This is a genomic window from Promicromonospora vindobonensis, from assembly GCF_042685865.1.
Taxonomy (GTDB): domain Bacteria; phylum Actinomycetota; class Actinomycetes; order Actinomycetales; family Cellulomonadaceae; genus Promicromonospora; species Promicromonospora vindobonensis.
On record NZ_JBHUOG010000001.1, the window covers coordinates 2,090,281 to 2,110,862 of the forward strand.

Genomic DNA, 20,582 nt, shown 5'->3' on the forward strand with positions numbered 1-20,582 from the left:
CGCCCGTCGCGTCGGCGGCCGAGTCGGTAGGGTCCCTGGCATGGCCATCGATCCCAGTGCGATCCTCCAGGGGCGCGCGCCCGGGCGGGCTTCGATCGGAGTGATCCTCGGGATCGTCTTCGCCTCCGTCTGCCTGCTCGTCATCCTGACGTTCGACGCCGTGACGGGCGGCGCGTCGTTCGTCGTCGGACTGCTGCTCGCCGTCCTGCCGGTGGCCGTATGGCTCCCGCTGGTGCTCGCGCTGGACCGGCTGGAGCCGGAGCCGCCGAACGCGCTGATCTTCGCGTTCCTGTGGGGTGCGGGCGTCGCAGCGCTGTTCGCGAGCATCCTGAACACGCTCGGGCTGTCGCTGCTCACCGAGACGGAGCTCACGGGTGAGCAGGAGGGCTGGTACGTCGTCGCGACGTTCGGCGCGCCGGTGGTCGAGGAGCTGCTGAAGGGCGCGGTGCTGTTCAGCATGCTGTGGTGGCGGCGGCAGGAGCTGAACGGGCCCACCGACGGCGTCATCTACGCCGCGATGGTGGGCCTCGGCTTCGCCGCGACCGAGAACATCCAGTACTTCATCGACGCCGTGGAGGTGGACCAGCTCGGCTACGTGTTCGTGCTGCGGGCCATCGTCTCTCCGCTGCTGCACCCGCTGTGCACGGCCATGACGGGTATCGGCGTGGCGGTGGCGGCCCTGGCCGGTCCGGGCCGGATCCGCCGGACCGCGCCGCTGTACGGGCTGCTCGGCGCGATGGCTCTCCACAGCCTGTGGAACGGCTCGACGAAGTTCGGCCTGATCGGTCTCGCCGGCGCGTACCTCGTGGGGTTCGCCGTACTGATCGGGGTCATCGTGGTCCTCGCGCGAGACCGCCGTCGGATCGTCCAGCTCATCGGGCACTACCTGCCGCTGTACGGGCCGGTCGGCATCGTGACGCCGGACGACCTGCGGATGCTGTCGACCCTGCCCGGACGCCGGGCGGCCCGCCGGTGGGCCAGGTCGGTGGGCGGCAAGAGGTCCGAGCGCGCCATGACCGACTACCAGCAGGCCGCTACCGAGCTCGCCCTGCTGCATCAGCGGGCCGGCGCGCAGCGTGACCTCGACCCGCACGGCCTGGAGCAGCAGCGGCAGTACCTGGTGTGGCTCATGCAGCAGGCGCGGGCCACGTTCGTGGCCCGGCAGCCCCGCCCGCCGGCCAGCCCGTGGGGCACGACGGGCTTCGGCCCGCCTGGCCGCCCCTGACGCACCGTTGAGTCAGCGGGGTGAGAGCAGATCTGTCAGCAGTGCGCGGAGCAGTGCCGTCCGGTCGGCGATCCGGTCGACGAGGACGTGCTCGTCGTCGGCGTGCGCACCACCGCCGACCGCGCCGAGCCCGTCCAGCGTCGGCGTGCCGACGCCCGCGGTGAAGTTGCCGTCGGACGCCCCGCCCACCGCTACGCCGGTGAGCGCGGGCAGCCCTGCCGCCGCGGCGATCCGCGACGCGCGGGCGAAGAGGTCGGCGGACAGCGCGCCCTCGAGCGGCGGCCGGTTGATGCCGCCCTCGATCTCGACCACCGCGTCGGGCAGCACGGGTGCGAGGGCACGCAGGGCGGCGTCGACCCGCTGCTGCTCGGCGACCGTGCGCGCGCGGACGTCGACGGCGAACGACGCCTCGGCCGGGACGGTGTTGCGCGTGGTGCCCGCCGTGGCGTCCGTCGGCGTCACGGTGGTGCCGACCGCAGGGTCACCCAGCGCGGCGACCGCCAGCACCTGGTGCGCCAGCTCGACCGACGCGTTCACGCCCTTCTCGGGCTCCAGACCCGCGTGCGCGGCCCGGCCCTTCACCAGCACGCGGTAGATGGAGGTGCCCTTGCGCTCCAGCTTGAGCGCACCGCCGTCGGCCGAGGCCTCCAGCACGAGCGCGGCGTCCGCGCCGCGTGCCTCGTCCTCGATGAGGGTCTGGGACGACGGCGAGCCGAGCTCCTCGTCGCCGGTCACCAGGAGGGTGACCCCGGTCCGGTCGTCGAGGGAGCCCAGCACGTGCAGCGCCATGGCCAGGCCGGTCTTCATGTCGAAGCTGCCAGGGCCGCGCAGCACGCCGTCCGCGATGCCGAACGGGTGCGTGCGCAGCGTGCCGAGGGGCCAGACCGTGTCGTGGTGTGCCAGCACGAGCACGCGTGTGGGTCCGCCCAGGCGCCAGCGCAGGTGGATGCCGAGCCGCTCGGGCTCGACGCCCAGGTGCGCCGTGCCGAGCCGGGCCACCAGGTCCGCGGACCGGCCCAGCGCGACCGGGTCCGACGACGGCGACTCGCACTCGACCAGCGTCCGCAGGTCGGCGAGCAGCGGATCGATGTCGGGCCGGGTGGGAGTCTCGTGGAAAGCCATGGACGCACGGTATCCGCCGGTGGGGGCGGGAGGACCGCGCGGGGCCGGGGATAAGATCTCGCGGGCGAAGTGCGTTGCCGAGAGTAGACAACGTCTACCCAGCGCAACGCACTCCGCGGAGCCGCTGTATTCCCGGAGAGCGGCCTACGAAAGAAGCACCCCGTCCCCGAACGTCACCAACGTCACGGCCGGGTACACCTACCCGCGCAGCCCCAGGAACTCCGCCACCCGGTCCGACGCCGGGGCGGTCCGCAGCTCGTCCGGCGCGGCCACCTGGAGCAGCCGCCCCCTGTCCATCACACCGACCCGGTCGGCCACCGCCGACGCCTCGGCGTGGTCGTGCGTGACGAACACCGCCGTCGTCCCGGTCTCGACGAGCGCCGCGCGCACCTCGCCCGCGAGCCGTTCCCTGAGCCGGCGGTCGAGCGCGGACAGCGGCTCGTCGAGCAGGAGCAGCCGGGGGCGCGGGGCCAGGGCCCTGGCAAGGGCCACCCGCTGCTGCTCCCCGCCGGACAGGGTGAGCACGGACCGCCGCTCGTAGCCGGCGAGCCCCACCAGGTCGAGCAGTGCGGCCACCCGGGCCTCCCGGTCCGCCCGGGACAGCTCCTGGGTCTCCAGCCCGTAGGCGACGTTCCGCCCCACGTCCCGGTGCGGGAACAGCTGGCCCTCCTGGAACATCAGCCCGAACCGGCGCCTGTGCACCGGCACCCCGGCGAGGTCCTCGCCGTCGTAGGCGACGCGGCCCTCCGCCAGCGGCTCCAGCCCCGCGACCGCGCGCAGCAGCGACGACTTGCCGCACCCGCTGGGTCCGAGCAGCGCGACCACCTCGCCGGGCGCGACGGTCAGCGACACCCGGTCCACCGCGGTCGTGACCCCGTACCGGACCGAGAGGTCCCGGACGTCCAGCCCTGCCATCAGAACTCCCCTCCGGCGCGCTCGTCGCGCAGCCGCTCCGCCACCATCATCACCGTCGCGGTCAGGACTGCGAGCACCACCGACGCGGCGAGCGCCATCCCGTAGTTCTCCGCCCCTGGCCGTCCGATGAGGCGGTAGATCACGACGGGCAGGGTGGCGCCGTCGGGCCGCGCGAGGAACGACGTCGCGCCGAACTCACCGAGCGACACCGCGAACGCGAACCCGGTGGCCAGCCCGACCGACCGCAGGGCGATCGGCAGGTCCACCGTCCGCAGCACGCGGCCCGGCCCGGACCCGAGCACCGCGGCGACCTCGCGCAGCCGCGGGTCGATCGCCCGGAGCACGGGCAGCACGGTACGCACGACGAGCGGGACGGCGACGACCGCCTGTGCCACCGGGACGAGCAGCCCGGAGGTCCGCAGGTCGACACCGAGCACTGGCTGGTCCATGGTGATGAGGAACCCGAAGCCGACGGTCACGGCGGACACGCCCAGCGGGAGCATGAACAGCCCGTCGAGCGTCCCGACGGCGCGGCGCGCGCCGAGGGACCGTGGTCGCCGGGACACCACGAGCGCCACGAGCCCTCCGACGACCAGGGAGATCACCGTCGCGGTCAGCGCAACTCGCAGCGACGTCGCCGTGGCCTCCCAGACGGTCACCACCAGCGCGTTCCGCTCTCCCGTGGTCCCGAGGGCCACGTAGTTCCCCAGGCCGAGTGACCCGTCCGGCTCGCGGAAGGACCGGGCCACCAGTCCGGCCAGCGGCAGCACCATGAGCCCGACGACGATCGCCGCGCCCACCAGCGCCATCGTCACGTCCCGTGGCGACCGCCAGGACAGCCGCTTGGCCGAGCCCTTTGCGGACACGAGGCGCAACGCGGCCTCGCGGCGGCTGCGGGCCCTTGCCGACATGGCGAGGGCAGCCGAGATGACGACGAGCTGCATGATCGAGAGCACCGAGGCCGACCGCAGGTCGAGGAACTGGGTGGTGCGGGTCCAGATCTCGGTCTCGATGGTCCCGTACCGCGCACCGCCGAGCACCAGGACAACTCCGAATGCCGTGGCGCAGAACAGGAACACCACCGAGGCCGCTGACGCAACGGCCGGGGCGAGGGACGGCAGGACCACCGTCCGGAACACCCGCGCGGGACTCGCGCCGAGGGAGGCGGCGGCCTGCTCGGTCCGCGGGTCGAGGCGCTCCCAGAGCCCGCCCACGGTGCGCACCACCACGGACACGTTGAAGAAGACGAGCGCGACGACGATGCCGGCCAGCGACTCCTCCAGCCCGAGGAACCCGAGGATGCCGCCGGGCGCGAACAGGGTGCGGAACGCGACGCCGACCACGACGGCAGGCAGCACGAACGGCACGGTCACGAGCCCGCGCACCAGGCTGCGGCCGGGGAACGACCGCCGGTACAGCAGGTAGGCGAGCGGCAGGCCGAGCAGCACGGAGAACGCGGTGCCGAGCACGGCCTGCGCCAGGGTGAACCCGACGAGCCGCCAGGTGCGCGGACGGAGGACCACCTCGGTGAAGCCGGTGAGGTCGACCACGCCGTCGGGCACGAAGCCGCGGACGACGAGCGAGGCAACGGGCCAGGCGAAGAAGATGGCAAGGAAGCCGAGCGGAACGGCGACCGCCGCCGCCCACAGCAGCGGCGCCGCCCCGCGCCGGCTCAGCCGAGCACTGTCTCGGTCCACCGCTCTATCCACTCGTCGCGGTGCTCACTCACCTCGGTGGGGTCCACCTCGAACGGCGCGTCGGCCTGCGGCGCGAACTTCTGCCAGTCGGCGGGCAGCTCCACCGAGGAGTCGGCCGGGTACATGTACATCGACTCGGGCAGCGCGGACTGGACGTCCTCCGTCAGCAGGAAGTCGACGAGCTCCCGCGCGCCCTCGGGGTTGTCGGACCCTGCGAGCACGCCCGCGTACTCGACCTGCCGGAAGCACGTCTCCAGCAGGGCGCTCGTGGTCGACTCGGACCCGTCCTCGTTCACCGTGAACGCCGGCGACGTCGCGTACGACAGCGCGAGCGGACGTTCGCCGCCCTCGCCCGCACCCGAGAAGTCCACGTAGTACGCGTCCTCCCACGAGTCGGCGACCTTGACGCCGTTGTCCGCGAGGGACGTCCAGTAGTCCTCGAACCCGTCCTCGCCGAACGCCCCGATCGTCGCCAGCAGGAACGCGAGCCCCGGGGACGACGTCGCAGGGTTGGTCACCACGAGCAGGTCGCGGTACTTCGGGTCGGCCAGGTCGTCCAGGGTCTTCGGGACCTCGAGGCCGGACTTCTCGAACCAGGCCTCGTCTGCGTTCACGCAGACGTCGCCCTGGTCGATCGGGGTGAGCGCCGCGCCGAGCTGCTCCGCGCCGTCGGGCAGGCCCTCCGGCGTGTACTCCTCGACCACGCCCTCCTCCAGCGCGCGGGAGGCGAACGAGTTGTCGATGCCGAACACGGCGTCGCCGAGCGGGGCGTCCTTGGTGAGCACCAGCTGGTTCACCAGCGTTCCGGCGTCGCCCGCCGCGCTGACCTCTACGGTCAGTCCGGACTCCTGCTCGAACCGGTCGACCAGCTTCTCGTCGAGGGCCCAGGAGTCGTGGGTCACGAGGGTCACGGTGCCCGACGCCGACGGGTCACCCGCGTCGCTCCCGGAGCCGCCACCACCGCAGCCGGCGAGCAGCAGCGCCACGGAGAGCGCTCCGGCGACCGGTCCAGCATGGATGGTGCCCCCGTGGGCACCGGAAAGACGCAACATCATGCCTCGACTTCCTCCGCCGGTGTGACCCGGATCAGGTTCAAGGGTCTGCGGTTTTCCGCACTCTCAGCGCTGTCGGGCGCTCCCCTGTCGTTTCCAGGCAGCCTACTGGCCCATCGGGGGCTACGGTGTGAAGGTGGCCCAGATTGAGACGGAACAGACACTCGCCGAGAAGCTCGGCACTCTTGCCCTGACGCTCGCGGCCGGCTGGGCCGCGCAGAAGGCAGTCAGCATGATCTGGAAGGGCGTGACCGGCAACGACGCCCCCAACAAGCCGGACGACCCGGAGCTGGACCTGGTGCAGGCCACCGTGTTCGCTGCGGTCGCCGCAGGGACAGCGGTGTTCGCGAAGCGCCTGGCGGCGAAGGGCGCGTCGAAGGCAGCCCTGCGGCTCGCCGCCCGCCGCTCAGCGCACTGACCGGCCCAGCCCCGGATCCTCGCTCAGCGCGCCGCCTTGCGCGGCCGCCGGGTGAGCAGCGGGTCGTGCCCGCGTGGCCTGCCCACTGGCTCGACCCCGTCGAGCACGCGCGCCAGCACTGCCTGCGTCACGCCTGCCGGCTCGCGGTCGACCCGCAGCCTGGTCATGACCTGGTCCGCCGCCAGGCGCAGCGGGATATCCGCCCGGCCCGCGGCCTCGAGCAGCAGGCGCTCCGCGGTCTCCTCGGAGACCCCGCGAACGGCCATGATGACGCCCTTGGCCTGCTCGATCACGGCCTGGCTCACGAAGGCCCTCGTCACCACGGCGGACGATCGCCGGGCCAGCGCCTCCTTCTGGACCGGCGTGGCATCCACGACGTACCCGATCAGCTCCGGCGAGTGGCCGGAGCCACCCCGCGAGCCCTGACCGATGACGACCACCGACCGTGTCCGACCCTTGCGGTCCACGATCCGGTGTGAGCAGGCGAACGGCCGGCCGAGCCGCAACGCCTCGGTGGCGGCGCGGACCACCCGGCTCCGATCGTCCGGATGTTTTCGGGAACTGAGCGCCTCGAGGCCTGGTTCCACCTCGTGCCGCTTCCAACCGTGCATGGTGTAGATCTCGTCGGACCACCACCAGCTACCCGACGAGAGGTCGACGCGGAAACGGCCGACCAGCAGGTTGGTGCCGAGGCCCAGAGCATGTGCCAGGTCGCCCGCCGAGAAGCTCGGTGGTTCCGTCGCGACATCTCCCCCGGCACCGTCCACAACACTGAGCGCGGGCTGTTTGAAAGAGGACATCTCAACCTCCCAGATCCGATGTGGACTGGGAGCCGCTTCATGACTCCGCGCCGTCAATTGTAGAGCGGTTCTCCTGCTTCGACAGCCCGGCGGGGACATCCCGTGGTGTCGGCGCGCTGCGAGTGCCAAGCCCTCGTGCCAGCCTGAGATCGCCCACTGCGACCGACCACCGGCACCGGAGGTGCACCGTGAGCGAGACTCCCCACGACATGACGACGGAGCCGGGCACCGCACGCGGAGGCGCACCGAACATCCTGGCCCCCGGCCCTCTGCGCACCGACGTCGCCGTCGTGGGCGCCGGGCTCACCGGCGTCCTGACGGCCCAGCTGCTCGCCGAGGGCGGAGCGAACGTCGCGGTCCTCCACGCCGGCTCCGCGCGCACCACCACCACCGCCCGTTCGACCGGCAAGCTGTCGGTGCTGCAGGGCACCCGGCTCGCGCAGATCGCGCGGTACGGGGACGACGTCGTGCGGGACTTCCTCGCTGCGGGCTTCGCGGGCCTCGGGTGGCTGCGCCGCACTCTCGAGGACCTCGCCGTGCCCGTCGACAACCGCGATGACCTGACCGTGGCGACCGCACCCGAACAGGCGGCCGACATCGATGCGGTGCTCGCGATCTGCGCGCGCCAGGGTCTCGCAGGGGTGCAGTGGGAGGAGGACCCGCCGTACCCCGTGCGGTCCTACGGCGCGGTGCGCCTGCCGGGCCAGGCCCAGGTCGACCCCCTGCGCATGCTCTCGGCGCTCAGCTCCCGTCTGCGGTCCCGCGGCGTACCGGTGCACGACGGCGTCCGGGTCCGGCAGGTGCGCAGGCTCCGCTCGGGCGTCGCGCTGCGCACGAACCGTGGCACCGTGCTCGCCGACCGCGTCGTGCTGGCCACCGGCACCCCGCCCGGCCGCCTGGGCGGCCTGTTCCTGCGGCTGGAGGCCGGTCGCAGCCTGCTCACCACCTGGGACGTGGCGGACCCCGGTGCGCTGCCGCCCGGCTTCGCCGACACCATGTCGATCACGGCCGGATCGCCGGTGCGTTCGCTGCGCATGGCCGACGGGCTGCTCATGGTGGGCGGCGAGGGCTACACCGTCGGCAGGGAAGCCCACCCCGACCGACGGCTGGCGGCGCTCGAAGAGTGGACCCGCGCCCATCTGCCCGTCGGCGCGCCACGGCACGCGTGGGCGGCGCAGGACTACACCAGCGACACCGGCCTGCCGCTCGTCGGCCCCGTGGTGCCGGGAGACGACCGGGTGCTCGTCGCGACGGGGTACGGCAAGTGGGGGCTCACCAGCGGCGCCGCGGCCGCCCTTGCGCTCGCCGGTCGCCTCCTCGACGACCCGGTGGAGTGGGGCCCGACGCTCGAACCGTTGGCTCGCCCGGCCAGGCCGACGGCCCGCACCGCCGCGACCTTCGGCGAGCAGACCGCCGGCTGGGCCTGTGCGGCGGTCCGCCCGTCGGGCGGCCGGCCGGGGACCGTGCACGTGTCCAGGATCTGTCCGCATCTCGGCGGTGTCGTGCGGTGGAACGACCAGGAGCGGTCCTGGGACTGCCCCGTGCACGGCTCCCGGTTCGCGGCGGACGGCGCCCTGCTCGAGGGCCCTGCGACGGAAGACCTCGCACGGCGCTGACCTGCGCAGATGCCCCGTGGGCACGGGCAGGTCCGCCGAGCAGCGGTTCGAGATGCGAGTGCTCATCCGGCCGGAGAACGTAGGAGGACCGGAAGAAGCCCGGTGACGACCACGCGTGGAGGTCACTGTGCGAGTTCTCGGCGTGAACGCCCTCTTTCATGACCCGTCCGCGGCACTCGTCGTCGACGGTCACGTGCTCGCCGCAGCCGAGGAAGAACGGTTCACCCGGCGCAAGCACGGCAAGCGTCCCGTCCCGTTCGCGGCCTGGGAGCTACCGGAACAGTCGATGCGCTGGTGCCTCGACGTCGGCGGGCTGGCGCCGGAGGACCTGGACGCCGTCGCGTACTCGTTCGACCCGGCGCTCGCCAAACCGGCCGACGAGATGGGGCTGCCGGACCCGTGGGACTGGCTGCGGCGGCGGTACGCCGAGCGCGCCCCGCAGTTCATCGCCACCGCGCTCCCCGGGCTCGACCCTGCCACCGTGCGCTTCGTGCCCCACGAGGTCGCCCATGCCGCGTCGGCGGCCCTGGCCTCCCCCTACCGCACGTGCAGCGTCATGTCGCTCGACGGCCGGGGCGAACGCTCCTCGTACCTCGCCGGCCGGTACACCGACGGCCGCCTGGAGGTGCTCGCGAGCCAGGAGCTGCCGCACTCGCTCGGCCTCGTCTACGAGTCGCTCACCGAGCACCTCGGCTTCCTGCGGTCCAGCGACGAGTACAAGGTGATGGCGCTCGCGTCGTACGGCACCCCGCGGTTCCTGCCCGAGCTGCGCGAGCTGCTGCACACCACGCCCGACGGCGGGTTCGTGGCCGAGGCACCCGACTGGTCGCGCTGGACGGAGCCCGCCAGGCCAGGGACGTTGCAGGAGCCCGGCGGCTCCGGTGGTCTGCCGCCCGGCCAGGCCGACCTCGCCGCGTCCGTCCAGGTGCGGCTGGAGGAGCTGCTCGTCGACCTCGCGACGGGGCTGTACGAGCAGACCGGCGACAGCACGCTGACCATGGCCGGCGGCACCGCGCTGAACTGCGTGGCCAACTCCCGGCTGTGGCGTGAAACCCCGTTCGAGCACGTCTGGGTCCAGCCCGCCGCCGGCGACTCAGGCACCGCTCTCGGCGCGGCGCTGCAGCTCACCGCGGAGGCCGGTGTGCGGACCGTGCCGATGGCCTCGGCCGCCCTGGGGCGCTCGTGGTCGGACGACGAGCTGGCCGAGGCGCTGCGGACAGCGCGCGTGCCGTTCACGACACCTGCCGACCTGCCGGAGCAGGTGGCCGGCGTGCTGGCCGACGACGGGATGGTGGCCTGGTTCGACGGCCGGTCGGAGTTCGGGCCGAGAGCGCTGGGGCAGCGGTCCCTCCTGGCCAACCCGGGCCCCCGCTCCAACACCGAGCGTCTCAACGTGGTCAAGGGCCGCGAACAGTTCCGGCCCGTGGCGCCGATGGTGCTCCTCGAGGACGCGGCGGACATCTTCTCGGGCGGCCCGATCCCCAGCCCCTACATGCTGTTCGTCCACGAGGTGGCACCTGCGTGGCGGGACCGGATCCCCGCGACGGTCCACGTCGACGGCACGGCCCGCGTCCAGACGGTGGACGACACGCAGCCGCGGCTCCAGGCGATGCTCCGGGCGTTCCGGACCCGCACCGGGCTGCCGGTAGTGGTCAACACCAGCCTCAACACCGCCGGCCGCCCCATGGTGGACAGCCCTCGCCACGCGCTCGAGCTCTTCGGCTCAGCGCCCGTCGACCTCCTGGTGCTCGGGCCGCACCTGGTCCGGCGGGCGGACCTGTTCGCGTCCCCGCGGCCGTCGGGAGGTGCCGCGTGATTCCGTCCTACTCCATAGTGGTCCCGACCGTCGGCCGCCCGGAGCTGCCCGCACTGCTCGGTTCGCTGCGTATCGCCTGCGCCGGCGGCCCGGAGCCGGTCGACGTCGTCGTGGTCGACGACCGCCCGTTCCCCGGGCCCGGTCACGAACCGAACCCGGCCCTCGACCTCGGAACCGACCCGGTACCGGGAGTGCGCGTGCTCAGGACCGGCGGCCGCGGCCCCGCCGCCGCCCGCAACGTGGGCTGGCGGAGCGTGCGGACGGAGTGGGTCGCCTTCCTCGACGACGACGTGGTGGTGCCAGAGCGCTGGGCCGCCGCCCTGGAGCAGGACCTGGCGGTGGCGGGCCCCGACGTCGCCGGCGTGCAGGGCAGGATCGTGGTGCCGCTGCCGACGCACCGGCCGACCGACTTCGAGCGCAACACCGCCGGTCTCGAGACCGCTGCGTGGGCGACTGCCGACATGGTCTACCGCCGGGCCGCACTGCTGACGGTGCACGGATTCGACGAGCGCTTCGTCCGGGCGTACCGCGAGGACGCCGACCTGGCCCTGCGCGTGCGCAAGGCGGGCTGGGAGCTCGAGCACGGCGTCCGGTTCGTCGAGCACCCCGTCCGGGCCGCCGCAGGCCCCCTGGCGAGCGTGCGCGCACAGGCAGGCAACGCGGACGACGCGCTGCTGCGCACGCTCCACGGCCGCGACTGGCGCAGGCTCACCGGAGCCGGCCGGGGCCGCCTGCCGTGGCACCTGGCGACGGTCGCTGCGGGGCTCACCGCGCTCGGGGGGTGCCTGGCCGCCGTCGGCCCGGCTGCGCGAGACCCCCGCGCTGCGCGCACGAGCGCCGTCCTCGCCGGCTCGGCCTGGGCAGGCCTCACCGCGGCCTTCGCGGCGAGACGCCTCGCGCCCGGTCCACGACGCGGCGATGAGGGTTACGGCCCCGAGCTGCGCCGCATGGTGCTGACCAGCGTGCTCATCCCGTTCGCTGCCGTGGGCCGGCGGCTGCAGGGCACCTGGCGGTGGCGGCGGGCCCTCGGCGGACGCGTGCCGGCCTGGCCCCTGCCGATCCGTGCCGTCCTGTTCGACAGGGACGGCACGCTCGTCCACGACGTGCCCTACAACGGTGACCCGGACGCGGTCGTACCGGTGCCAGGCGCCCGCCGGGTCCTGGACGGCCTGCGGGCCGACGGCCTGCGGGTCGGCGTGGTCTCCAACCAGTCCGCCATCGGCAGGGGTCTGCTGACGAGCGCGCGGGTGGACGCCGTGGACGAGCGGGTCCGCCGGCTGCTGGGCCCCTTCGACACCTGGCAGCGCTGCCCGCACCGGCCGGAGGACGAGTGCACGTGCCGCAAGCCCGAGCCGGGTCTCGTGCTGCGGGCGGCGGCAGAGCTTCGCATGTTCCCGGCCGAGTGCGCGGTCGTGGGCGATATCGGCTCGGACGTGGGCGCCGCCGTGGCGTCCGGTGCGCGAAGCGTCCTGGTGCCGACCGAGGTGACCAGACGCGAGGAGCTGTCAGCGGCCCCCGTGGTGGCCGCCACTCTCGACGAGGTGGTGACACTGCTATGACTCCCACGAAGCACCGTGTCCGTGTTCTCGCGGTCCGGCTCGACAGCGACGGGGACGTGCTCCTCACCGGACCAGCCGTGCGCGCGCTGGCCGCGACGTACGACCAGGTGGACCTGCTGGTCTCCGGCCAAGGCGTCCAGGCGGCTGAGCTGTTGCCCGGCGTGACCGAGACCCTCCGGTTCGATGCGCCGTGGTCCGGCGCGGAGCCGCCCCGCGTCTCCGCTGAGGCGGTGCTGGACCTGGTGGCCGGCCTCGTCGCGCGCCGCTACCAGCTCGCGGTCATCTTCACGTCCTTCCACCAGTCACCGCTCCCCATGGCGCTGCTGGCCCGCTTGGCAGGCGTGCGCCACATCGTCGGGGTGAGTGAGGACTATCCCGGCTCGCTGCTCGACGTACGTCACCGCCGCCCGCCCGGCCTGCACGAGGTGGAGGCAGCTCTCGACCTCGCCGACCAGGCGGGTGCCCGGCTGCCCGTCGGCGACGACGGACTGCTCGCCGTCCGGCGTCCGCTGCCTGCGGTGCCGCGACGGGCCGAGCACACGCTGGGGGTAGGGGGCGCCTGGAGGCAGCGCTCCGTCGTCGTCCACCCGGGGGCGTCCGTGCCCGCCCGGGCTCCCCTGCCCGAGGATGCCCGTGCCATGACAGCGCGCCTGGCACGCGACGGCTGGGACGTGCTCGTGACCGGCTCCACCGCGGAACGGGACCTGACCGCGTACGTGGCCGGTGGCCACGCCACCGACCTGGGCGGGCAGACCGACCTGGCCGAGCTCGCAGCGGTCCTGGAGTCGGCGGCGTGCGTGGTGGTCGGCAACACCGGGCCCGCCCATCTGGCCGCTGCCGTCGGCACGCCCGTCGTCAGCCTGTTCGCTCCGGTCGTGCCCGCGGACCGGTGGGTGCCCTACGGGGTGCCCCGGCTGGTCCTTGGCGACCAGGGCGCGGTGTGCCGGGGCACGCGGGCCCGCACGTGCCCCGTACCGGGCCACCCCTGCCTCGCGTCGGTCACGCCGGAGCAGGTGTCCGACGCCGTCGAGCGCCTCACGCACCTGCCACCTCGGTCGCCGGCCACCGCCAGCCGGCCCCACGTCGAGGGGTGGTCGTCATGAGGATCCTGCTGTGGCACGTCCACGGGTCGTGGACCACCGCCTTCGTCCAGGGCGCACACGAGTACCTGGTCCCGGTGCTGCCCGGACGGCCTGCCGACGGCCGCGGGCGCGCCAGGACGTGGGACTGGCCGGGATCGGTACGGGAGCTGGACCCGCGAGAGCTGCGGCGTGCGCTCGACACGGAAGGCGTCGACGCCGTGCTGCTCCAGCGGCCGCACGAGGCAGGCCTCCTGCACGAGTGGACCGGCTACCGGGCCGGGCGGGACGTGCCCGCCGTCTACCTTGAGCACGACGCGCCCGGCGGCCCCGCCGCTGCCACCCGGCATCCCCTGGCCGACGTCGGCGTCGTCGCCGACGGGCGGGTCCCGATCGTCCACGTCACCCGGTTCAACGCGCTGATGTGGGACACCGGCTCCGCGCGCACTGCCGTGATCGAGCACGGCGTTCCCGACCCGGGCCACCGCTACACGGGCGAGCGGGAGCGGGTCGCTGCGGTCGTGAACGAGCCGGTGCGCCGCTGGCGGGCGGCCGGGACGGACGTGCTGCTGCACGTGGCGCGCGAGGTCCCCGCCGAGGTGTACGGCATGGGGACGGAGCTCCTGGCGGAGCACCTCTCCCCGCTCGGCCCGACGGCGGCGGGGGCCGCCGGGCGCCTGTACGACCTGCCGCAGTCCGAGCTGCACGCCCGGCTCGCCGGCGCTCGCGCCTACCTGCACCCGTACCGGTGGACGAGTCTCGGGCTCGCCCTGCTGGAGGCCATGGCGCTGGGCCTGCCGGTCCTCGCGCTACCCGTCACGGCCGCCTACGCGGCGGTACCGCCAGAGGCAGGGGTGCTCAGCGCCGACCCCGACGAGCTCGCGGCGGTCGCCCGCCGGTGGCTCGCCGACCCGGCGGAAGCCGCGACGTACGGAAAGGCTGCCCGCGAGCACGTCCTCGCCCACTACTCCCTCGACGTGTTCCTCGACCGCTGGACCACGCTGCTGACACAGGAGGTGTCCCGTGAAGATCGGCATGATCTCTGAGCACGCCAGCCCGCTCGCCACCCTCGGGGAGGCTGACGCCGGTGGGCAGAACGTCCACGTCGCGGCGCTGGCCCGGCGCCTCGCGGCGGACGGCCACGTGGTGGACGTCTACACCCGGCGGGACGATCCGGCGCTCCCGGAGCGGGTGCAGCTCACGGACGGGGTCGACGTGGTGCACGTGGACGCCGGCCCGCCCGAACGTGTGCCCAAGGACGAGCTCCTGCGCTGGATGCCGGAGTTCGGCGATGACCTCGCGGCCCGCTTCAGCGACCCGGACGTCCGACCGGACGTGGTGCACGCCCACTTCTGGATGTCGGGCCTGGCGGCGCTGCGCGCCACCCGCCGGACGGACCGCGCGCAGGGACCGAGGGTCCCGGTGGTCCAGACCTTCCACGCGCTGGGTTCCGTCAAGCGCCGGTACCAGGGTGCCGCCGACACCAGCCCCACCGCACGGATCGCCCTCGAGCGGACCCTGTGCGCGGACGTGGACCTGGTCGTCGCCACCTGTCATGACGAGGTCAGCGAGCTGCGCCGGATGGGTGCGACGGACGACCGCGTCCGCGTGGTGCCGTGCGGCGTCGACCTCGGTGTGTTCACGCCGAGCACCACCCGCGCACGCGCAGCGGACGACGGTACGCCCCTGCGGCTGCTGTCCCTTGGCCGGCTCGTGGAGCGCAAGGACGTGGCGACCGTCGTCGAGGCGCTGGCCCGGCTCGGCGAGCAGGGCCCCCCCGGTCGAGCTGCAGGTGGCCGGCGGCCCGCCGCTCGACGAGCTCCGACGCGATCCCGAGGTGCGGCGTCTCCGTGCCCTGGCCGAGCGTCTGGGCGTCGCCGACCGGGTCCGGTTCCTCGGCGCGGTGTCGCACGACGAGGTCCCTGACCTGCTCCGCAGCGTCGATGTCGTGGCCTGCACCCCCTGGTACGAGCCGTTCGGGATCGTGCCGCTGGAGGCGGCCGCATGTGGCCTGCCGGTCCTCGCGTCGGCGGTCGGCGGGATGCTCGACACCGTGGTGCACGACCGCACGGGACTCCTCGTCCCGCCGCGGGACCCCGCCGCCGTGGCCGACGCACTGCTGCGGCTGTCGGACCGCCGCTTCCGCCTTCGCCTCGGTGCCGCCGCCCGGGTGCGCGCCGAGCGCCGGTACGGCTGGGCCGCAGTGGCCCGCCAGACGGCCGAGGCCTACGCCGAGGTCGTCAGTTCCTCGTCCGCTCGCGAGCCCCTGCAGCAGTGGCCCGCGTCGGACGCTCCGCTGGTCTCCGCAGGAGGTACCCGATGAGTTCCGAGCCCGTCCGCCCGTCCGCCCTCCAGCCCGACACCTCCAGCGGCCGGAGCTGGCTACGCCAGCACCGTGCCGACCTGACGATCGGCCTCGACCACGTGACCGCCAGCCTCGGCCGGATCGAGGCGTGGGGACAGGACCTCGCCGACCGGCTGCTCGCCGGCCAGCGCCTGCTGGTCGCAGGCAACGGAGGCAGCGCCGCAGAGGCCCAGCACCTGACCGCCGAGCTGGTCGGCCGGTTCGAGGGCGAGCGAGTGCCGCTCGCCGCGATCGCCCTGCACGCCGAGACCTCCAGCCTCAGCGCGATCGTCAACGACTACGGCCAGGACGAGATGTTCGCCCGGCAGGTCGCCGCGCACGGCAGGCCCGGCGATGTCCTGCTGTGCCTGTCGACGTCCGGTTCGAGCGCCAACGTGCTCGTCGCGGCGCGCCGTGCCCACGAGCTCGGGCTCACGACCTGGGCCCTCACCGGGCAGGCACCCAACCCGCTGGCTGCGCTGTGCGACGACGCGCTCACCGTCCCTTCCGTGTCCACGTCGGCGGTGCAGGAGGTCCACCTCGTCGTCGCGCACACGCTCTGCGCGGTGCTCGACGCCCGGATCGCCGGCCGCACGCGGGTACGGCGGGCGGGGGCGCAGAAGGCGGGAGTGCGCACATGACCGGGAACGGCTCCACCATCGGTGACATCTCGCGCAAGCTGGCCGGCTCGGCGGCCGGCGCGGGGCCGGCCCGGCCGCGCATCGCCGTCGTCGGGGACCTCCTGCTCGACCGGGATGTCGACGGCTCGGTCACCCGGCTCGCGCCGGACGCACCGGTACCCGTCGTCGACGTGACAGAGGTGCGCCAGAGCCCCGGTGGCGCCGGGCTCGCCGCCCTGCTGTGCGCCCAGCGGGCCGACGTCGTGCTCGTCGCCCCCGTGGCCGACGACGCGGCCGGCGAGGAGCTACGTCGTCAGCTCGCGGACCTGACGCTCGTCGCGCTGGACCATGACGGCCCGACGCGCCGCAAGACGCGCGTCCGGAGCTCCGGGCAGGGCCTGGTCCGGGTGGACGACGGCGGGCCGGGCACGCCCGTCGGTGTCGATGCGGCGACGGTGCACCGCGTGCGCGACGCCCTCGCCGGCTGTGACGCCCTGCTCGTCGCCGACTACGGCGGCGGGGTGACCCGCGACCCGCTCCTGCGGGAGCTGCTCACCGAGTCGGCGGAGCGCGTGCCGCTCGTCTGGGACCCGCACCCGCGGGGCGGTGAGCCGGTCCCCGGCGCGGCGCTGGTGACGCCGAACGTCGCGGAGGCGGAGCGGGCGGCACGCCGGCTCCCCCTGCCGCCCGCCGGCACGGACACCGAGGTCCCTGCGGTGGCCGACGTGCTGCGCCGGGCCTGGGCCGCACAGGCCGTCAGCGTCACGGCAGGGGACCGGGGTGCGTTCGTCGCCTCCCGGCAGGCCGACGACGAGCACGCCGACGACGGCCCCGTCGCCGTTCGGCACCTGCCCACCCGGGCCGCGCACGGCCCCGATCCGTGTGGTGCCGGTGACCGGTTCGCCGCGACGGTGGTGGACCGGCTGGCCCGCGGGGACGGCGCCGCCACAGCGGTCCGTGAGGGTGTGGTCGCCGCGAGCGCCTGGGTGGCCGCAGGTGGCGCCGACGGCTTCCGCAGGGGTCTCCAGGCCGCCGAGCAGGTCACCGAGCGCAGCGCCGCCGAGTCCCTGGCGGAGCTCGGTGCCCGGCTCCGGGCGGCGGGCGGGGTGCTCGTCGCGACGAGCGGCTGCTTCGACCTGCTGCACGCCGGTCACGTCACCATGCTCGACGCCGCACGGCAGCTGGGCGAGCACCTCGTGGTGCTGGTCAACTCCGACCGGTCCGTGCGCCGCCTCAAGGGACCCGAACGGCCGGTCGTGCCCCTGGCCGACCGGCTCAGGGTCCTGGAGAGCCTCGGCAGCGTGGACGCGGCGGTCGTGCTGGACGCCGACGAACCGTCGGACGCCGTGGCCGCGCTCCGCCCCGACATCTGGGCGAAGGGCGGCGACTACACCGGGTCGGAGCTGCCGGAGGCGGCGGTCGTCCGGTCCTACGGCGGGCGCGTCGTGACCCTGCCGTTTCTCCCGGGCCGCTCGACCACCGGGCTCTTCAGCCAGGTCCGGGCGTCCGAACCTGTTCCCGCCTCGATCCCACCGACCATGAGGAGGTCATCATGACCACATCCACCACCGCCGCGAGCGAGCCGTTCGCCGTCCCGGCTCCCGCGAGCTCCCCGCTCGCACCGAGATCCGTCGGCACGGTGTTCGTCACGGGCGGTGCGTCAGGGCTCGGCGCGGCGCTCGTCGACGTGCTGGCCGCCGTCGGCGGTACGCCCGCCGTCGTCGACCTGGCCGAACCGACCGCCGACGTGCCCTTCGCCGGCGCGGACCTCGGGGACCCGAACGCCGCGCAGGCAGCCGTCAGCTCGCTGGTGGAGCAGGTGGGCCCGCCCGACGCCGTGGTGACCGCCGCGGGGATCGACGCGTGCGGGCCGCTGCTCGACATCGACCCGGAGCAGTGGGAGCGCGTGGTCCGGGTCAACCTGTTCGGCACGGTGTCGATGGTCCGGGCGGCGCTGCCGTACCTGGAGGAACGGCACGGCACCGTGGTCACCGTCGCTTCGACGCTCGCGCTGCGCGGCGCCGGCGACGCGACGGCGTACTGCGCGTCGAAGTGGGGCATCCGCGGGTTCACCCAGGCCCTCGCTGCCGAGTACGCGGGCCGCGTAGGGGTCACGTGCCTGATCCCCGGTGGGATGCGGACGCCGTTCTTCGACGGTCGCACCGAGCAGTACAAGCCGGGACCGGACGCCGACCTCAACGACCCTGCCGCGACCGCCGCCGCCGTGGTGACCGCGCTGACGCAGCCTCCGGGGAGCGAGATCCGGGAGATGCTCGTCATGGCCTCGGGCGAGGCGTCATGGCCATGACCGGGCGGGCCGTCGGGAGGCTGCCATGACTGTGCTCGTGCTCCGTGCGCTGGGCCTCGGCGACGCCCTGGCCGGCGTGGCGGCGCTCCGTGGGGTGCGGAGAGCCTGGCCAGGACACCGGGTGGTGCTCGCAGCACCCCAGCCGATCGGCCAGTGGCTGGCCGACCACGGGGTGGTGGACGCCGTGCTGCCGACCCGCGGGCTGTCGCAGCTGCCCTGGCCGTGGGCGGGGCCTGGCGGCGCACAGGACGCGCCGGGGTGCCTGGCGGTGAACCTGCACGGTCGAGGGCCCCAGAGCCACCGGGTGCTGCAGGCGACCCGGCCGGACGCCCTTGTCGCCTTCGACAACACGGAGGCCGGCCACATCGGCCCCGACTGGGACGAGACGGAGCACGAGGTGCTGCGCTGGTGCCGTCTGGTGCAGAGCGTGGGTGGCCACTGCGGCCCGGAGGACCTGCGGCTGGGCCCCTCCGACCCGTTGAGCGGGAGGAGCGAGGTAGGCGGGCAGGCAGAGGTGATAGTCCACCCGGGAGCCGCCGCAGAGGCCCGCCGCTGGCCCGCCGCGCGGTGGACTCAGGTCGTCGTGGCACTCACCGCGCAGGGCCACCGCGTCGTCCTGACCGGGTCGGAGGCCGAACGGGGCCTGTGTGCCCGTGTCCGGCAAGGGGCAGGTCAGGGTGCCGCGGTGCGCAACGCCGCCGGCGAGCTCGGCCTGCCCGCGCTGGCCGAGCTGGTGTCCACGGCCCGGCTGCTGGTCAGCGGGGACACGGGGGTCGCCCACCTCGCCACCGCGTACGGCACGCCGTCCGTCACGCTGTTCGGGCCCACGCCGCCTTCGCTGTGGGGGCCGACGATCGACCTCGCCCGGCACGCCGTCGTCTGGCACGGCGAGCCCGGCGCTCCGCCGCGGGACCCGAACGCGGGGCGCCTGGACCCGGCGCTCGCCCAGATTCCGGTGGACGAGGTGGTCGCCGCGTGCGAGTCCGCACTCACGCAGCTCCCCGCGACCGCGAACGAAACCACGACACCGTCCTGGCCAGACCGTCCAGCCACGAGATCCGCGGTTCCCAGCCCAGCTCCGCACGCGCAAGCGTGATGTCGGGGCAGCGCTTGCCCGGGTCGTCGACGGGCCGCTCGACCTGGACGACCGGCGACGTCGAGCCCGTCGCCCGGATCACGTCCTCGGCGATCCGGGCGACGGTCAGCTCGTGCGGGTTGCCGAGGTTCATCGGCCCGGGATGGCCGCTGTGCGCGAACGCCAGCAGGCCCGCCACCAGGTCGTCGACGTAGCAGAGCGACCGTGTCTGGCTGCCGTCGCCCGCGACGGTGAGCGGTTCGCCCGCGAGCGCCTGGCGCACGAACGTCGGCACCACGCGCCCGTCGTGGGCCCGCATCCTCGGCCCGTAGGTGTTGAAGATCCTGACGATGCCGGTGTCGGTCCCGAACGCGCGCCGGTATCCGGCGGTGAGCGCCTCGCCGAACCGCTTGGACTCGTCATAGACGCTCCGGGGGCCGACGCTGCTCACGTTTCCCCAGTACTCCTCGGTCTGGGGATGAACCTGTGGATCGCCGTACACCTCCGACGTGGAGGCGAGGACGAGGCGCGCGCCGTGCTCGCCGGCCAGGTCGAGCGCCGCGCGCGTGCCGCGTGACCCCGCGTCGAGCGTCTCGATCGGATGCTCGAGGTAGTCGACGGGCGAGGCCGGCGAGGCCAGGTGCAGCACCAGGTCGAGGTCGGGGCGGAGCGCTGCCCGGACCGCGCGGGAGGTGAAGCCCTCCGCGACGTCGCAGTGCTCGAACCGGAACGCCGGGTGGCCGCGGAGACCCGCCACGTTGCCGGGCGCCCCGGTGAGCAGGTTGTCGAGGCACACCACCTCCGCACCGGAGTCGACGAGCGCCTCGCAGACCCTGCTGCCGACGAATCCGGCTCCGCCGGTGACGACGGCCCTCATCGCGGGGCCTCGCCGGGGCATCGGGTCCAGACGTCGCTGCTCATGGGTCGTCCTCTCGC

General features: G+C 74.2%; 17 protein-coding genes, 1 pseudogene and 1 riboswitch. Of the genes and pseudogenes, 12 read left to right on the plus strand and 6 right to left on the minus strand.

Annotation, left to right across the window (positions count from 1 at the left end; genetic code table 11):
• Positions 1–40 precede the first annotated feature (40 nt).
• The gene (locus ACFS27_RS09485) at positions 41–1,225 is read left to right on the plus strand and encodes a PrsW family intramembrane metalloprotease (RefSeq protein ID WP_377182280.1); all 1,185 of its coding nucleotides are present in this window, start codon (positions 41–43) and stop codon (positions 1,223–1,225) included.
• A 12-nt stretch (positions 1,226–1,237) separates the two neighbouring features.
• Here the strand turns inward: ACFS27_RS09485 and ACFS27_RS09490 are convergent, their stop codons facing one another.
• The 4 genes from ACFS27_RS09490 to ACFS27_RS09505 all read right to left on the minus strand — a co-directional run bounded on the left by ACFS27_RS09490 (position 1,238) and on the right by ACFS27_RS09505 (position 6,014).
• Positions 1,238–2,347: a M20 family metallopeptidase gene (locus tag ACFS27_RS09490; protein WP_377182282.1), complete on the minus strand. Its 1,110-nt coding sequence runs from the start codon at positions 2,345–2,347 to the stop codon at positions 1,238–1,240.
• A gap of 198 nt (positions 2,348–2,545) precedes the next feature.
• On the minus strand, positions 2,546–3,262 hold the full coding sequence (locus tag ACFS27_RS09495) for an ABC transporter ATP-binding protein (RefSeq protein ID WP_377182284.1): 717 nt from the start codon (positions 3,260–3,262) through the stop codon (positions 2,546–2,548).
• Positions 3,262–4,959 (minus strand): ABC transporter permease, encoded by a 1,698-nt coding sequence (locus tag ACFS27_RS09500; protein ID WP_377182286.1) that lies wholly within the window; start codon positions 4,957–4,959, stop codon positions 3,262–3,264. Before ACFS27_RS09500 ends, ACFS27_RS09495 begins: the two co-directional genes overlap by 1 nt.
• Entirely contained in the window at positions 4,935–6,014 is a 1,080-nt protein-coding gene (locus tag ACFS27_RS09505) for a thiamine ABC transporter substrate-binding protein (RefSeq protein ID WP_377182288.1), read from the minus strand. The genes ACFS27_RS09500 and ACFS27_RS09505 overlap by 25 nt, the downstream gene beginning before the upstream one ends.
• A riboswitch (TPP riboswitch) is annotated at positions 6,006–6,110 on the minus strand. Its footprint overlaps the gene before it by 9 nt.
• Before the next feature lie 37 nt (positions 6,111–6,147).
• Here ACFS27_RS09505 and ACFS27_RS09510 point away from each other — a divergent pair.
• A complete protein-coding gene (locus ACFS27_RS09510) occupies positions 6,148–6,429 on the plus strand; it encodes a DUF4235 domain-containing protein (protein WP_377182290.1) in 282 nt (93 codons plus the stop codon).
• A 23-nt stretch (positions 6,430–6,452) separates the two neighbouring features.
• Here ACFS27_RS09510 and ACFS27_RS09515 read toward each other — a convergent pair whose 3' ends face one another.
• Positions 6,453–7,229, minus strand: a complete 777-nt coding sequence (locus ACFS27_RS09515; RefSeq protein WP_377182292.1) for a PAS and ANTAR domain-containing protein — start codon at positions 7,227–7,229, stop codon at positions 6,453–6,455.
• 188 nt (positions 7,230–7,417) lie between these two features.
• Between ACFS27_RS09515 and ACFS27_RS09520 the strand changes: the two genes are divergently transcribed.
• From ACFS27_RS09520 to ACFS27_RS09570, 10 genes and pseudogenes are all read left to right on the plus strand, one after another.
• Positions 7,418–8,845: an FAD-dependent oxidoreductase gene (locus ACFS27_RS09520; RefSeq protein ID WP_377182294.1), complete on the plus strand. Its 1,428-nt coding sequence runs from the start codon at positions 7,418–7,420 to the stop codon at positions 8,843–8,845.
• A 127-nt stretch (positions 8,846–8,972) separates the two neighbouring features.
• Complete coding sequence (locus ACFS27_RS09525; protein WP_377182296.1) at positions 8,973–10,661, plus strand: carbamoyltransferase family protein; 1,689 nt, start codon at positions 8,973–8,975, stop codon at positions 10,659–10,661.
• Positions 10,658–12,220, plus strand: a complete 1,563-nt coding sequence (locus tag ACFS27_RS09530) for an HAD-IIIA family hydrolase (protein ID WP_377182298.1) — start codon at positions 10,658–10,660, stop codon at positions 12,218–12,220. The genes ACFS27_RS09525 and ACFS27_RS09530 overlap by 4 nt, the downstream gene beginning before the upstream one ends.
• Positions 12,217–13,323, plus strand: coding sequence for a glycosyltransferase family 9 protein (locus ACFS27_RS09535; protein ID WP_377182300.1), 1,107 nt, complete (start codon positions 12,217–12,219; stop codon positions 13,321–13,323). Before ACFS27_RS09530 ends, ACFS27_RS09535 begins: the two co-directional genes overlap by 4 nt.
• Complete coding sequence (locus tag ACFS27_RS09540) at positions 13,320–14,345, plus strand: glycosyltransferase family 4 protein (RefSeq protein ID WP_377182302.1); 1,026 nt, start codon at positions 13,320–13,322, stop codon at positions 14,343–14,345. Before ACFS27_RS09535 ends, ACFS27_RS09540 begins: the two co-directional genes overlap by 4 nt.
• Positions 14,323–15,622: pseudogene (locus tag ACFS27_RS29750) on the plus strand (glycosyltransferase). The gene ACFS27_RS09540 and the pseudogene ACFS27_RS29750 overlap by 23 nt, the downstream one beginning before the upstream one ends.
• Complete coding sequence (locus tag ACFS27_RS09555; RefSeq protein WP_377182304.1) at positions 15,619–16,284, plus strand: D-sedoheptulose-7-phosphate isomerase; 666 nt, start codon at positions 15,619–15,621, stop codon at positions 16,282–16,284. Before ACFS27_RS29750 ends, ACFS27_RS09555 begins: the two are co-directional and overlap by 4 nt.
• Entirely contained in the window at positions 16,281–17,819 is a 1,539-nt protein-coding gene (locus ACFS27_RS09560; RefSeq protein WP_377182306.1) for a PfkB family carbohydrate kinase, read from the plus strand. The genes ACFS27_RS09555 and ACFS27_RS09560 overlap by 4 nt, the downstream gene beginning before the upstream one ends.
• Entirely contained in the window at positions 17,816–18,571 is a 756-nt protein-coding gene (locus ACFS27_RS09565; RefSeq protein ID WP_377182308.1) for an SDR family oxidoreductase, read from the plus strand. Before ACFS27_RS09560 ends, ACFS27_RS09565 begins: the two co-directional genes overlap by 4 nt.
• A gap of 25 nt (positions 18,572–18,596) precedes the next feature.
• Positions 18,597–19,667 (plus strand): glycosyltransferase family 9 protein, encoded by a 1,071-nt coding sequence (locus tag ACFS27_RS09570; protein ID WP_377182310.1) that lies wholly within the window; start codon positions 18,597–18,599, stop codon positions 19,665–19,667.
• Here the strand turns inward: ACFS27_RS09570 and ACFS27_RS09575 are convergent.
• Entirely contained in the window at positions 19,561–20,523 is a 963-nt protein-coding gene (locus ACFS27_RS09575; RefSeq protein ID WP_377182312.1) for an NAD-dependent epimerase/dehydratase family protein, read from the minus strand. The genes ACFS27_RS09570 and ACFS27_RS09575 overlap by 107 nt on opposite strands.
• Positions 20,524–20,582 lie beyond the last annotated feature (59 nt).